We start from the raw sequence: 15,169 nt of genomic DNA, 5'->3' as shown, positions 1-15,169 counted from the left end.
GACACCGACAGCGACGGTGACGGCACACCGGACTGCGACGACCTGTGTCCCAACGATCCGCTGAAGACCGATCCGGGCGTTTGCGGCTGCGGCGTGCCCGACACGGATAGCGATGGCGATGGCACACCGGACTGCGACGACCTGTGTCCTAACGACCCGCTGAAGACCGATCCCGGCATCTGTGGCTGCGGCGTGCCCGACACGGATAGCGACGGCGATGGCACACCGGACTGCGACGACCTGTGTCCCGAGGACCCGCTGAAGACCGATCCCGGCGCCTGCGGTTGCGGCATCCCCGACACCGACAGCGACAGTGACGGCACGCCCGACTGCGACGACCTGTGTCCCAACGATCCGCTGAAGACCGATCCGGGCGTTTGCGGCTGCGGCGTGCCCGACACGGATAGCGATGGCGATGGCACACCGGACTGCGACGACCTGTGTCCTAACGATCCGCTGAAGACCGATCCGGGCGCCTGCGGTTGCGGCATCCCCGACACCGACAGCGATGGCGATGGCACACCGGACTGCGACGACCTGTGTCCCGAGGATCCGCTGAAGACCGATCCAGGCATCTGCGGCTGCGGTGTGCCCGACGACGATTCGGATGCGGACGGCGTAGCGAACTGCAACGACGACTGCCCAGACACGCCGCCGGGGACGCCGGTCGATCCGAACGGCTGCCCATCCAACGACTGCAACGGGAACCAAGTCGACGATGCCCAGGACATTCTCAACGGCTTCAGTCAAGACTGCAACGCCAACACGATCCCCGACGAGTGTGACCTCGCCTCGGGCACGAGCACGGATCTCAATGGAACGGGCGTGCCGGACGAGTGCGAGGCGCTGGGCGACCTCAACTGCGACGGCTTGGTGGATTTCAGAGACATCAACCCGTTCGTAATGGCGCTAACGAATCCAGCGGCCTACGAGGCGGCCTATCCAGGCTGCCCTCTGGAGAACCGCGACATCAACGGCGACGGCAACTTCGGCTTCGGTGACATCAACCCCTTTATCGCGCTACTGGCCGCGGGTTAGGTCCCACGAGCTGCCACCGAGAAATCTCACATGGCGCCGAACCTGCCGGGCGCTACTGTCCCGGACCAAGACGGAAGGAGATGACTATGCGTTGCCTCAAAGGAATCACTGCTGGCGGCCTGCTACTCGGCTTGGCTTGGCCTTTGCCGCCGGTGCGCGCGGAAATCTTTACGCAATGCCCACCGGATACGGATGGCATCGACACGGATGGAGATGGGATCGTCGATAACGACACGGTCTGCCTGCACATGACCGCCGGCGACGGGTTCATCAACATGGCTGATGGCCGGCCGCAGTACACGTTCGGCTTTCACGATGTGACCGGCGTGCCGAACGAGATGGTCATGATGGAGGGGATGCTGGCGGCGCAGTTGCCCGCGCCCACGATCGTGGTCAAGGAGGGCCAGCAAGTCTACCTGAACCTGAGCAACGTGGGCATGGTCATGCGGCCGGACCTGTTCGATCCGCACTCGATTCACTGGCACGGATTTCCGAACGCCGCGCCGGTTTTTGACGGCGTGCCGGAGGCCTCGATCGTCATCAACATGGGCTCGAGCCTGACATACTACTACAATGTCGTCGAGCCGGGCACCTACATGTGGCACTGTCACGTCGAGGCAGCCGAGCACATGCAGATGGGCATGCTCGGCAATCTGTACGTCCTGCCCAAGCAGAACAACCTCCCAGATGGCACGGACCTCAACGGGTTCACCCATCATACGGGTTACAAGTACGCTTACAATGATGGGGACGGTTCCACGTTCTACGACGTGGATTTCCCGATCCAACTCCATTCGTTCGATCCGGTGTTCCATGAGCTGCACCTCGCCGTGCAGCCGCTGCCGTTCGCGAACATGAAGGACACCTACGCCATGTTCAACGGGCGCGGCTACCCCGACACGGTCAACCCCGACCCGCTGTCGAACGATTCGCCGCTGCTCCAGGACCTGGGCTTGGAGCCGCGCAATTCCCAGCAGGTCTCGTCGCGCGTGGCGGCGACGCAGGGCCAGAAGGTCTTGCTGCGCTGCTCGAGTCTCTCGACCACCGACTACTTCACCATCACGGTGCTGGGGATTCCGATGAAGGTTGTCGGGCGGGGCGCGCGGCTCCTGCGCGGGCCGGGCGGGGCCGACCTCTCGCAGTACACGACTTCTGTCACGCTCGGAGGCGGAGAGACGGCCGACGTGATCCTGGACACCACAAGTGTCAGCCCGGGCACATATTTTCTCTACACCACGAACCTCAACTTTCTCAGTAACGACACCGAGGACTACGGCGGCATGATGACCGAGATTGTCATCTCTGCTCCGGCACCCAAGGGCGGTCCCCAACCACGGCGTGTGCCAACCGAAGGCTTCCCGCGCATCAAGGGAGCTGCCGAGAACAGACCGCTCGAGTAATCCGGCCGGCTGGCACCAGGGTGCCGGGCCCGGCCATCGACGAGCCTGCACAGGGAGCAAGACACTATGAACTGGCGAACAGCAAGAAGAACTGCGTGCGGCGTGGGTGTGCTGCTGGCGGTCATTGCGCCGACCGCAGCAGAAATCCCGGGACTGACGGGCGACACGTTTACGTTGGCGGCGAGAAGCGGCTACATCAACGCTGGCGACGGGCTCAGCCTCTACGTCTGGAGCTATGCCGATGGCTCCGGTCCGATGCAGTACCCGGGGCCCACGTTGATCGTCGACGAGGGTGCCACAGTCACCGTCACGCTGAACAACGAGCTGCCGGTCCCGGCGTCGATTGTCTTTCCCGGTCAAACCGGCGTGACGACCAGCGGCGGAGTGCCAGGTCTGCTCACGGCGGAGGCGTCGCCCGGCGCTAGCGTCACCTACTCGTTCACCGCGAGTGAGCCCGGCACGTACCACTATCACAGTGGCACGGACCCAGACCTGCAGATCGAGATGGGACTTCTCGGCGCGCTGATCGTGCGCCCAGCCGGCTTCAATCCTGCGAGCCCGCGCGCGTACGGACACTCAGACTCCGCATACGACCACGAATACCTCTTTCTGCTGACCGAGATGGACTACTTCGTTCACCTCTGGGTCGAGTTCGGTCTGCCGGAACTGGTAGACACGACGGCGTACCACGCGGTGTACTGGTTCATCAACGGACGCAATGCACCGGATACGATGCTAGAGCCGACGATCCCCTGGTTCCCCCACCAGCCCTACAACTGCCTGCCGCGAATGCATCCAGGCGATCGCCTGCTGATGCGCGTGATCGGCGGAGGTCGGAACCTGCATCCGTTCCATACCCACGGCAACAATTTCACGATTATCGCCCGCGACGGACGGCTGCTGGAGAGCGCGGCCGGCGCCGGCGCCGACTTGGCCGTGAGCGACTTCACCATCCAGAGCGTGCCCGGCCAGACGGTTGATGCGATCTTCGAATGGACGGGCGCGGGACTGGGGTGGGACATCTACGGGCACGCGCCGGGCGACCCACTCGAGCCCGGCGAGTACGCCCCTGATCACGGCAAGCCCTTCCCCGTGATTCTACCGGAGCAGCTTGAAATCACCCGCGGCGCCAACTGGAGCGGCAGCCCCTTCCTCGGGACCTTCGGTAGCGTGCCGCCGGGCGAGGGCGGGTTCAACATGAATGCAGGCTACTTCTACATGTGGCACTCACACCTCGAAGTCGAAATGGTCAATAACGACATCTTCCCGGGCGGCATGATGACCATGCTCATCATCGAGCCCCCCGGCGTACCGATTCCCTAGCGACAGGAGAGCACGATGACGACGATTCCCAAGAAACTACGCTCGCCGCGCGTGGTGCTGCTCGCGATGAGCCTGGCCACTCTGACCACAGCCGCCCGCGGCGCGGACATTTATCTGGTGGCCGGCACCACCACGAAACTCATGCCCGATGGAGCGTCGATCCCGATGTGGGGATTTGCGCTCGACCCAGACTTCGGCGGCGACGGCGTCGTGACGATTCCTGGACCGACCATCGAGGTACTGCCCGGTGATGCCACGCTGAGCATCCACCTCAAGAACAATCTCGCCGAGCCCGTCTCCATCGTTATCCCCGGACTCCGCGCCGCGATGTCCCCGGTGTACTTCACGGATGGACAGGGCCGGCCGCGCGTTCGCTCTTTCACGCACGAGGCGGCGCCTGGCGGTTCGGCCACATACACGTGGACGAACCTCCAGCCCGGCACTCGCCTGTACCAAAGCGGCACGCATTCTTCCGTGCAGGTCCAGATGGGCCTATACGGCTGCATCACGCAGGATGCGTCCCCAGGCGAGGCCTATCCCGGCGTCGCTTACGATCAGCAGGTTCTGCTCGTGTTCAGCGAGATCGACCCGGCGCTCCATGACGCCGTCGACTCCGGAAACTACGTTTCCTTCGGCGACCCGCAGGTTAACATGACCAGCACGATCGACTTTCGGCCGAAGTATTTCCTGGTCAACGGCGAGCCCTATTCCGCGGGCACGCCGAGCATCACCGCGGGCAACGTCGGCGACGACGTGCTCGTCCGCCTCGTCAACGCCGGCCTGCGGTCCTACGCACCTGTCATGCTCGGCGCACATGTGGAACTGGCGGCCGAGGACGGCTATCCGTATACGCACCGGACGCGGCAGTACTCGATCCTGCTCCCAGCCGCAAAGACGCTCGACGTGCTGTTTACCCCTTCCGCGGCTGGCATGTATCCGCTCTTCGATCGGCGTCTAAACCTGACGAACGCCGGCGCTGCGCCGGGCGGGGTGCTGCGCGTGCTCTCGGTGGCGCCGTGATGCGGGCGCTCGACGACTTCCTGACGGCCGATCTGGCGCGCACTCCGCACGCGCCGTCCCGCCGCCCCTGGGCGGCCGCGCGTCTGGTTTTCGGCGTCGGCCCCGTGCTCGCGCTGCTGGCCGTGACCGGCTGTGCGTCGCGCGCCGCCGGCACGCACCCGACCACGGAGCCGACGGCCCCCGACCCGGCGGTCAGGGCGGCGCCGGGTGCCAACGACCTTGCGGGTCCGGCCAGCGGCTGGGGGATCGAAGTGCTCGGCGTGCGGCGCTCGGCGGCCGGGTACATGCTTGACTTTCGCTACCGCGTCGTCGATCCGGAAAAGGCGCTGCCACTCATGAATCGATCGGCGAACGCCTGTCTCGTTGACCAGGCGACCGGCCTGACGAGCTACGTGCCCGCGCCGCCGAAGGTGGGCGCGTTGCGTCAGACCTCGGCCGTGCCCCACGCGAGCCGCACGTATTTTGTCATCTTCGCCAACCCGGGCCGGCGCATCGCCGCGGGCAATAAAGTCACCGTCAAGATCGGCGAATGCGTACTCGAGGACCTCGTAGTGCAGTGAAATGCCCCGGTGCTGGCCCGCACTTGCACTGACCCGGGCGACCGCGGACGTGCTCTCCGGAGGCCCAAGGTGAGAGGAAATTGCTGCTTGGCGCCCGCATTGATCGTGATCGCGGGTGGGCTGCTGTCACTCCGGTCGAACGCTCAATGTGCTTGGGAGGACGGCCCGACATTTCCGGGTGGGCCGCGCAAAGGTGCCGCCGGATTGAATCACGCGGGTACCCTCCTCGCGATCGGCGGCCGGCCGTGGAATGGCCAAGGTGCCTCGGTGAATTATCTCACGCCCGGTTCGCCGACCTGGCAGGCCGGCGTGCCGCTTGAAAGCCTCGTCATGCACCCGGCTGCCGCGGTCGATTCGTTCGGGCGCATCGTCGTGGCCGGGGGCTATCTCATCGAGGACCACTACCCCTGGTTCACCCCGATGACGGCCACGTTCCTGTACGACGTGTCGGACGGGACCCAGGACGCTCTGGCCAGCCTGACGTATGCTCGGGGCACCTTCGCCTTCACCACGGATGCCAACGGTCGATTGTACGTCATCGGCGGACTCAACGTCGACCGGGTCCCTACGCCCTACGTCGAGCGCTACGACGCAGTCAACGATGCGTGGGAAATCCTAGCGAACCTGCCCGAGCCGCGGGACTCCGCGACTGCAGTGTACGATGGTGCCGGTCACATTCTGGTGATGGGAGGCATAAGTTTGGCGGGCAGCCGCACGAACACTGTCTTCTCGTACGACGTGGCCGACGGCACCTGGTCGACTGTCGACCCGCAACCTGTCGCGCTGTCGGGTCAGGCCGCGGTCCTTGGTGCCAACGGCCTCGTCTACGTGGTCGGGGGCACCACGGGCAGCGGCGAGACGGCCGCTGTCTACGTGTTCGACCCGATCGATGGCCAGTGGTCGATCGGACCCGCCCTAACGACGGCGCGTAGCGGCGCTGCGATCGCTCGCAGCGATGACGGCTGGATCTACGCGATGGGTGGTTATGCGGGCACTCTCGGCACAGACACCGTCGAACGGCTTAATACCCTGCCCCCGGATACCGCACACGACTGCAACGGCAATGCTGTGCCGGACGAGTGCGATATCGCGGGCGGTTTAAGTGCCGATCTGAACGCCAATGGCATTCCCGACGAATGTGAAGTGTGGATTGGCGATCTCAATTGCGACGAGAGTGTGGATCTGGGTGATATCAACCCGTTCGTTCTGCGCCTCAGCAACCCTACCCAGTACTTTGATCAGTTTATAGGATGTCCAGACGCTAATGGCGATATTAACGTCGACGGCGTCGTGAACCTGGCCGACATTAACCCGTTCGTAATGCTGTTGACTCGGGACTGAAGCCGTTCTCCACGGTTTCTCCTGGTAGTACACGCGCCCGCTGTTGCCTGATCTGGACTTCGCTACGCGCGTCGTCGGCCACATCCTGCCGGAGCCGATCACGAACGTGACACGCGTCCGGCTGGAGTAAGCCCCCGATCCGAGGGCTGAGTACCTCAACGACCGCACAGCGTTCGACGCGTTCATCGAGTTCACGCGGGTGGACGGCCAGTTCGGCTTCGTGGGGGTAGAGATGAAGCTGTCAGAGCTGTTCTCCGATCGAGAGTGTGACCGGCATGAGTATTGGCGCTGGTTGGACCTTCCCGACTCAGCCTGGCGATCCGAATGTCGCGACGCCTTGCCCAACCGTCACCACAATCAGCTCTGGCGCGATCATCCGCTCGCCGCTGCGCTTCTGTGGCACCGGCACACGCCGTAAGCGACCGGGTACTGCCTGCTGGTCCGGCACCCCGGTAACACCAACTGCGCCGCCAACGTACGAGGGCGCCAGGAGTTGCTGAAACCCGGTGACCAGACGTTTAGCGACTTGTCCTTCCCGAAAACTCTGTCCGCGTTGTGCTGCAAGGACTTGCGCGTTTCGCCTCTCGCTACCCGATCGGCTACGATTTCGCCTCACATGACCCGAACTGAGGCGGCGCGATGGTTGCAATACAGCTGATCATCTCATTGCTGCGCGCGTTCCTTGTTTCCCGGGCAGCCCTCGTGGCGGAGAACCTGGCGCTCCGCCAGCAGCTTGCCGTTCTCCAGGTGTCCGGGAAGCGGCCGAGGCTGCGGAAGCGTGACCGCATCTTCTGGGTGTGGCTGTCCCGGCTTTGGTCGGGTTGGCGCTCGTGCCTCATGATCGTCAAGCCCGAGACCGTCATTCGCTGGCATCGCGATGGGTTCAAGCTCTACTGGCACTGGAAGTCACGCGGCAAGGTCGGTCGGCCCAAGATGGACTCGGAAATCCGCCGCCTGATCCGGCGCATGTGTCACGAGAACGCGACGTGGGGAGCGCCGCGGATTCAATCTGAGCTGGCGCTGCTCGGACATTACGTGGCCGAATCCACCGTCGCGAAGTACATGGGCCGTGCCCGCAAGCCGCCTTCCCAGACCTGGCGGACGTTCCTGGAAAACCACGTGCCGGACATCGCGGCGATCGACTTTTTCGTTGTGGCCACCGTGAGTTTCCGCTTGCTCTACTGCTTTCTCATGCTGCGGCACGACCGGCATCGCGTGGTTTACTTCAACGTCACGCCGCGTCCCACGGCGCGTTGGACGGCGCAGCAGATCGTCGAGGCCTTCCCCTTTGACGAGGCGCCGCGCTTCCTGATCCGTGATCATGACGGCATCTATGGCCAGGACTTCTGCGAGCGCGTCAAGTACCTGGGCATCGAGGAGGTCGTCATCGCGTACCGCTCGCCCTGACACAGCCTGCGCTCGGTGGTCCTGAAGTCAGGACACGCGGACATTGCGCGCCTCTGCCGCAGAGACGGCCGCTTCGCGGCCCTTGAGACGCTGATCTCGCGGCGCGCTCGGTTCACGCCGCGACGCCGGCCGGAGCAGCGACCGACGCACGCCGGGCGGACCGATTTTCCGATATGGACAGGTGTGGCCGAAAGTCCACGAGTTGCTTCTGATGCAGGCGAAACACGACGAAGACGCCTTGCTGCCAGAGCAACGCCAGGTGGGCATACGAGCAGAAACCGCGATCGGCGACCAGGATGTCGCCCGACTGGAGGTGGGGATGCAATTCGGCCACGCGGGTCAGGTCGTGGATGCGCCAGGAGGAGACCAGCACGTCGAGCAGTCGGCCGCTGGCCGCGTCAAACAGCACCAGCAGATGTGCCACCGGGAAGCCGCAGCCTTTCTGCTGGCCGCTGGGCTGGCCGAAGCGTTTCTGCAGCGCCGGCGTGTCGGGCATGGAGCAGGACGAGCCGTCGGTTAGCCAGACCCGGTGACCGTGCCAACGGCTCACGCCGGAAGCCGAACCGGCATCGTGGTCCCGGGCCTGCAGCGGGAGCCCGGTCTCGTAGAGTAAGCGCCGCAGGGCGGCCAGCGGCAAACGCTGGCGGGCCTGGCAGTACGCGGCCGGCGTGAAGCGTTTGCCGCTCAGACGCGGCAGGTTCGTCATGGCGGTGTTGCCGTGCAGAACCTGGAGCAGGAAGACGTAGATGGTGACCACCGGGCTGAGCGTGCGCTCACGCCAGCGGGCCCCCGCTTCGCGACAGATGCGGGTCAGGTGCTCTTCGGCGAGCAACGTGGTCCAATCGTCCTTGATCTGCGCGAGCACGCGCCGGATACTGACCATCCGTGGCCTCCTGTGCGGGTGATGTTGTCAACACCACCATCTTCGCAGGAGGCCCACCTTTGCGCAAATGCACGTAAGTGCGCTGGGCACAAGCACTTATAGATTATCTAAATGCCATTCCTCACGGCCTGTGATTTCTTTACCAAGAACGTGATCACACCGTTGGGCCTGCGGGTCGCGTATACCCTGGCGTTCATTCACGTTGGCACGCGGAAGGTGTTCGTCAGCCCGCCAACCTACCACCCCCACGAGCAGTGGGTTCAGCAGCAGGGCCGGAACCTGCTCATGTGGCTGGAGGACAACGACTTGCCGATCCGCTTCATTCTGCACGACCGCGACGCGAAATTGCTGTACGGCTTCGACCGTGTCTTCGAGAATGCCGGCGTGCAGCGGGTTCGAACGCCCGTGCTGGCGCCGGATGCGAACGCTTATGCTTCATGGTGCACCTCATTGGCTGCATGAGAGCAGAGTTCGGGGAGTCGGCATCTTTCCGAGTACTTCCTGCCCTGTTGTTTCCGCGGCCCGTGTTTGCCGACGGTCTCGTACAAGCACTCGTTCTTGTCGTTGTACGGTTCACCGCGCGGCAGGCCATGCCGTTTCCAGACGGCCACGGACTGGGCAGTGATGCCCAATTGCGCGCCGAGTTCCACCGCTGTCAAGAGGCCTTGTGCACGCAGGCGGTCGTAGCGCGGCTTCAGTCCATAGTTGCGCCGAATCCGTGTGACCAGGTCGCCCGTGAACTCTACCTTCGTCCCGGAGCGGTATCCGCAACGGTTTAATTCTGCCGCGATGGCAGCTTCGGTGTGGTGCTCCAGAAGCTGGTCGATCTGGCGCACCACTTCCGGACTCGTGGCGCGCAGCTGCTCGGCGTTCAGTGGCAATGGCACCATGAGTGTCCGCGTGGCGCCGCCCTTCAGTCGAATCTGAACCTTGATCTGATCGGGCTTCGTCAGTGTCACATCCTCGATCAGCAGACGTACCACCCGTTTACGATCCTGGTCGCTGGTATGCGGATCATGCAAGGGCCGCGGTAGGTCACGGGCCAGCGCCAGCACCTGCTGCCGGCTGGCATCATCCAGGCTCTTCTGGTCCTTCTGCCGCTGTTGTTCGCATTGTTCCTGCGCGGCGGTCAGGGTCCGGAGCTTCTCATTCCAGTCAGCTTCCAGAGCGGCGGTGACCAGCCGATTGTTGGGATCCACCTGCATGAAGCGGCTGCGGGCCACGTCAGCTTCGTACTGGGCCCGTTCCACCTGCTGCCGGCGCAGGCGCGCCACCTCCTCCAGCCGAGTCTGTAGTTCGGCCTGCGCGGCGAACGCCAGTTCCAGCGTGACCGGCTGCACCAGTTCCAGCAGCAACGCCCCCACAGCCTGGTCGACGCCGGCGCCGGGTACCTGCTGGCAGATCGGCTGGCCACGTTCGACACTTCCGCGTTGGCAGATGTAGTCCGGCAGCTGGGTCGCCGCCCGGGTGTGATACTTCACCGTCATGCGACGGCCGCAGATCCCGCAGACCACCAGCCCTTGCAGCAGGGCCGGCCCTTGCCCGGGCGGGCTGTGCCGACGGTCCTGCCCATGGGCGCGCCCGCAAAAGTGCAGCGTCTGCAAATGATCTTGGTACTGCTGCCAACTGACGTATCCGGGATGGGCATCGAGGATCAGCGTATGCCACTTCTCCTGCGGCTGGGGTTTGTAGCCACCCCGTCCGGTCGGTCGCCGGCAGGCCTTGGTGCGGCCGAAGACGTAGGCCCCGGCATAACGTGGGTTGCGAAGCACCTGGAGGCTCCGCGAGTGGCCCAGCGGCCCCCAGACCAACTGCCCCTTACCCGATGCTGAGAAGCGCTCACCTGAAGCCGTCCCCCTGAAGCGGGCTGGCAACGTAAAATGCCGACGGCTTCTCGGGGGGCTGCTTCGGCACTACTACCGTGCTGCGGCGTGAACTGGTTCTCAAGGCGCGTCGCGTGCTCTGGAGGAATGAACGGGGGACGATGCCACAAAGAAGCTCGTCACTCGCAGCGCAAATTCGTATCGCTTGCTGTCGAGCATGGTCCTGAGGTCGAGACGCACCAGGTATCCGGGCACCGTGCTGGAAGTGCATGTCTCGGCCTGAATGTCGCCGCCCCAGAAATCGAACTCACTCGGCGCGGCGATCCGCGTTACATCGCACCTGGTCGACTTCCCGAGAATGGACATCTCAACTTGGCCGATCCGGTCCACTTTCGCGCGGGGATGCGTGATCGGATGATCCTGTGGATCGATATTGGCCAAAAGGATCGAGCGCTGCCGGCACGGAATCTCCGCCGGCCGCTCGCCGTTGATCGTCAGGTCGTGCTCGACAACGGCGCTTTCGACCGTCTTGGAGATGAGCGTGGTCTTGATGTGGCAAGCGTCCGCATGGCCGTCGTGCGTGCATGTCCCTTCCAGGACCGCCCACGAGCCCGGTGCAAACGGCGCCCAGCACTGATAATCCGGGTTACGAACTCTGCCCGGCGGAGGTGAGGCGCCCGCCCGACTTGTGGGGGCGGCGAACACCAACGGCGCCACGAACTCGCGGACAAAGAGCTCGTTGACCGTGTCCAGGTGCTCGCCGCGGTTTCCGAAACTGCGAAAGGACGGGTTCCAGCGCACTTCGACCACTTTGCCGTATTGGCTCGCCGTCTCCGGCGAAGGGGCAAGCGGCATGATCGCGCCGGACGCGCCGATGACGCTGTTGGTATCGGCGCTGCGGTCAGCCGGCCCGGTGATCGGCAACAGGACACTGAGGATCGCATCGCGATCCGAAGTGAAAATGTAGACGTTGTGACGCACCCTTGCCAGCGCTGTGGTAAGGTCGTAGTCCGCGCTCAAGGAGCCGGAGAGCAGGACGACGTTCTCGATGATCGGACTGTCGGGAAGCGATTCGAGCGTGAAGACCGCCACGACGGTGCCCGCGGAAAGCCCAACCAGAGTGATCGGTGTATCCGGGTGATCTTGATGAAACTCCGTGATCTCACGGGCGAGCTCAGTCGCCTTGGCACGCTTGTATTCGTTGCTGGCGATTTGGTCCGGCGCGACGCCCAGACCGGTCTCCCAGGAGAACATTTCTCCCCAGCCGGGGTAGCCGGCATTGCGAAGTCCGTCGCGAATTCCGGAGGACCAATTGATCAGTGGGCTGCCTCCGCCAGCGCCGTCCAGGTAGTAGACGTAGCCGCGCTGGCACCGGGCCTGGACGTCGGCCGGGATGGCAGCACAGCCCGGCAGGATCGCTGTCGCGCCGAGCGCGAAGGCAACGCTGAGCCGCGCTGTCCATTCCCGGATGGTGAGCGTTCCGGACGATTCGTTGCAGCGTCTCATGGGGCGCCTTTTGACGTTGTTCCTGCGGTGCGGTCTGACAGCCCGATCGAGTTGCATGCCGACCGGCGGCGCGAATGCATGAAGCCGTAGACGGCCAGTCCGACAATGATCAGGAACACGAGCAACGCCGGATCCCAGCCCGGCGTGTCGGGAACAAAGCTTAGCGGCAATTGGAGCAGCAGGCGCATAACGAAAATGGCGACGACGATCATAACCAGGCCGTAGCGGGCCGCCCCCCAGACGAGGACGGTCAGCACAACCGCGAGCGGTAACCACGACCACGCCGGGTGGGCCATGGCCGGCAGGTACATCGGCATTGTCGCCGCGACCGTCGCAAAGCTGGCGAGCCACGTGCGACGCAGGGCCACGCGCGCAAGTACGAGTGTGATCACCAGCACGAGAGCCGCGTAGAGTGCAGACAGGAAAGCGGAAACGCATGCCGCCGAGCCGTACCGCGCGCCGAGCAGCGGCTCGAGCGCATAGAACACATGGAACGGCTCGCGCGTTCCCCAGCCGACCCAATCGAGCACGGGGCGATCCAGCACGAATAGCAGCACGATTCCCAGGCCTAGCAGCGTGCCCGCGAGCACGTCGCGCGCCACGAGTGGATCACGCAATTGTCCCGTCAGCAACCGGCTCCACGTGACGATCGTCTTCGGCCAGAAGCGACGCACATACGGTTCCAAAGCAATGTAGCCGAGCGAGACCAGTCCGGCTTCGAGAAAGGCACTCAGAAGACCGAAGAGGAGCAGACGCAGCTCTACCTCAAGCTGGGGTACATGACCAGCACTCAGCGCCCAGATCACGAACCGCCCCGCCAGCACGAGGCCAGCCAGCCGTGACGCGCCGCGCCGGTCTCCCTGGCCGCGGCGCAGGTTGTGCCGCGCGAGCGGCAACGCTCCGCCCAGCACAATCGCGAGCAGCCCGAAGCGCGCGCAAAAGGTCGCCGTCCGGCGCCACCCGAGATCGCGGTACCACGGGACCGCAGCCGGCTCGGGCGCGGCGCGCAGGATGGCGAAGAGCACCGGTTTGCCGCGGCACGCGGCCGCCTCGACGCGGAGCGTGTATGGCGGATTGTCGGTGGTGCGCGCGGTCCAGGCCCAACGCTCGTCAAACGGTAACCACGGCTCGAGCTGCGGCGGCGCGTCGAAGAAGGCCTGCGAGTCCAAGCCGGCGGCCGCAAAGAACGAGGCCCAATTCACGGGCGCAGCAGCACCCGTCTCGATCGCGTGGGGCGGGTACGCCTCGAAGGCCAGCAGGACGCCTTGGCCGTCAAGCACCAGCGTGACCATCCCGGGCGCCGTGCGCGGCGGATCCGTCAGCGTCGGCCGCGCGCTCCCGAACGTGAGATTCAGAGGTTGCGTCGGGGCAAGCACCGCCAGACTTTGGCGGTACCAGAACTGCGGGGCTGTTTGTTGCTGCGCGGCGAACGCCAGGTGCGCCGTACCCAGTCCAGACGGGAAGAACTCCTCCGCCGGTCGAAGCGCGAAGCCGAAGGCCTGGGCATGAGACTCCGTCGAGGGGGCGAGGTCGCTCGCCAGCAGTTCGGCCCGCTCTGCCAGTCCGCTGGCGGACTTTGCATACCGGAAACTGGGCATGAGCCCCGCGCGCTCGGCTAGCAGAACGATCGCCAGCAAGAACGCAAACGTCGCCACGAGTAGCAGTGTTGCGGCTCCCGAGCGCAGTCCCGTGCCGGCCCCGGAGGACGCCACAAACGCCGGCGAGGGTGTGACGCCGGCCGCCAAGGCGAGAGCCAGCGGATCACTACCTGGCAGTGCAGCGGCAACTGCCAGGGCGGAAGCCGGGCGGTCGCTCGGGTCTTTCCGGAGGCACTGCTGGATCACGTCGTCAATGACGGGCGGCAGATCAGGTACGAGTTCCGATGGCAGCGGCGCCGGTGCGCGCTGGTGCAGCCGCGCGAACCCCGTAAAGCTCTCCGCCGTAAACGCCGGTCGCGCGGTGAACAGCTCGTAGAGCACCAGTCCCAGAGCGTAGATGTCGCTGCAGACGGAGACGTCGGTACCGGCAAACAGCTCGGGGGCCATGTAACCCGGGGTGCCGGAGCAGATTTCCAGCGCGGCGATTGACTCTCGCGGCGCGGCGAGGCCGAAGTCGGTGATGCGCACACGACCCGCGCTGTCGAGCATGATGTTCGCGGGTTTCAGGTCGCGATGCAAGATACCCTTGGCGTGCGCGGCGGCCAGGCCAATGCAGACCTCGCACGCCACTGCGAGCGCCTTGTCAGGCGCCAGTCTGCCAACTCGCCGGAGAAGGGAGCGCAGATCTTCGCCGTCGATGTACTCCATCGAGATAAATGAGCCGGCGGCTGAGTCGACGTGAATGTCATGCACGCGACAGACGTTCGGATGCGTAATCTCGCGGGCCACGCGCACCTCGCACACGAGCCGGGCAAGCCACGCCGCATCGCCGCTGAACCGGGTGGTCAGGAATTTGAGCGCGACCGGCCGGGCCAGGACGAGGTCGTCGGCCCGATACACGTCACCCATCCCGCCCTGGCCCAGGAGCGCGACGATCCGGTAGCGGTCGGCGACGATCACCCCGCCCTCGAGGGGGCGCGACTGGTCTCGTTCCACAACCTCGCGGGGGGGCTCACCGGCCGAAGCGGCGCTTTCCGCCGCGCGGACGGTCAATTCGACCTCGCTATGGTACCGCAGCAGGTCACTGATATGCCGGTGAAGCTCGCGGTCCCCCGCGCACGCTGCGTCGAGAAACGCGCTGCGCTGGCCAACCGGCTGTTCGCAGGCGGCCAGGAAAATCTGCTTGGCGAGGGCGTGCTGTTTCGGAGTCATAGGTCCGTTCCGCGGTCGAGCGCCACACAGAGCCAGGCCTTCGCATGCTGCCGCGAAG

At 64.8% G+C, this 15,169-nt stretch carries 12 protein-coding genes; 8 read left to right on the top strand and 4 right to left on the bottom strand.

All coding sequences use genetic code 11. From position 1 onward, the window contains the following. The 7 genes from KA383_16370 to KA383_16340 form a co-directional block, all read left to right on the top strand. A partial coding sequence (locus KA383_16370) for a hypothetical protein (protein ID MBP7747692.1) occupies positions 1-1,038 on the top strand: 1,038 nt, incomplete at its 5' end. An 86-nt stretch (positions 1,039-1,124) separates the two neighbouring features. Next, entirely contained in the window at positions 1,125-2,438 is a 1,314-nt protein-coding gene (locus KA383_16365) for a multicopper oxidase domain-containing protein (GenBank protein MBP7747691.1), read from the top strand. Between the two features lie 66 nt (positions 2,439-2,504). Next, entirely contained in the window at positions 2,505-3,761 is a 1,257-nt protein-coding gene (locus KA383_16360; GenBank protein MBP7747690.1) for a multicopper oxidase domain-containing protein, read from the top strand. A gap of 15 nt (positions 3,762-3,776) precedes the next feature. After that, entirely contained in the window at positions 3,777-4,781 is a 1,005-nt protein-coding gene (locus tag KA383_16355; GenBank protein MBP7747689.1) for a multicopper oxidase domain-containing protein, read from the top strand. After that, positions 4,781-5,341 (top strand): hypothetical protein, encoded by a 561-nt coding sequence (locus KA383_16350; GenBank protein ID MBP7747688.1) that lies wholly within the window; start codon positions 4,781-4,783, stop codon positions 5,339-5,341. The genes KA383_16355 and KA383_16350 overlap by 1 nt, the downstream gene beginning before the upstream one ends. A gap of 87 nt (positions 5,342-5,428) precedes the next feature. Beyond that, a complete protein-coding gene (locus KA383_16345; protein ID MBP7747687.1) occupies positions 5,429-6,682 on the top strand; it encodes a hypothetical protein in 1,254 nt (417 codons plus the stop codon). A gap of 639 nt (positions 6,683-7,321) precedes the next feature. After that, positions 7,322-8,089 (top strand): helix-turn-helix domain-containing protein, encoded by a 768-nt coding sequence (locus KA383_16340; GenBank protein ID MBP7747686.1) that lies wholly within the window; start codon positions 7,322-7,324, stop codon positions 8,087-8,089. 112 nt (positions 8,090-8,201) lie between these two features. Here KA383_16340 and KA383_16335 read toward each other — a convergent pair whose 3' ends face one another. Continuing rightward, a complete protein-coding gene (locus KA383_16335; GenBank protein MBP7747685.1) occupies positions 8,202-8,972 on the bottom strand; it encodes an IS4 family transposase in 771 nt (256 codons plus the stop codon). 111 nt (positions 8,973-9,083) lie between these two features. On the opposite strand from KA383_16335, the gene KA383_16330 reads away from it, so the two are divergent. Further along, on the top strand, positions 9,084-9,434 hold the full coding sequence (locus tag KA383_16330) for a hypothetical protein (GenBank protein MBP7747684.1): 351 nt from the start codon (positions 9,084-9,086) through the stop codon (positions 9,432-9,434). Here the strand turns inward: KA383_16330 and KA383_16325 are convergent. The 3 genes from KA383_16325 to KA383_16315 form a co-directional block, all read right to left on the bottom strand. Then, a complete protein-coding gene (locus KA383_16325; GenBank protein MBP7747683.1) occupies positions 9,401-10,744 on the bottom strand; it encodes a recombinase zinc beta ribbon domain-containing protein in 1,344 nt (447 codons plus the stop codon). The two genes, KA383_16330 and KA383_16325, sit on opposite strands and share 34 nt — an antisense overlap. 171 nt (positions 10,745-10,915) lie before the next feature. Beyond that, positions 10,916-12,301, bottom strand: a complete 1,386-nt coding sequence (locus tag KA383_16320; GenBank protein MBP7747682.1) for a hypothetical protein — start codon at positions 12,299-12,301, stop codon at positions 10,916-10,918. Beyond that, a complete protein-coding gene (locus tag KA383_16315) occupies positions 12,298-15,111 on the bottom strand; it encodes a protein kinase (protein ID MBP7747681.1) in 2,814 nt (937 codons plus the stop codon). The genes KA383_16320 and KA383_16315 overlap by 4 nt, the downstream gene beginning before the upstream one ends. Between the last annotated feature and the right edge of the window lie 58 nt (positions 15,112-15,169).

This window comes from Phycisphaerae bacterium (assembly GCA_017999985.1).
In the GTDB taxonomy this organism is placed as follows: Bacteria; Planctomycetota; Phycisphaerae; order UBA1845; family Fen-1342; genus JAGNKU01.
This window is presented reverse-complemented; position numbering and strand designations above follow the sequence as displayed.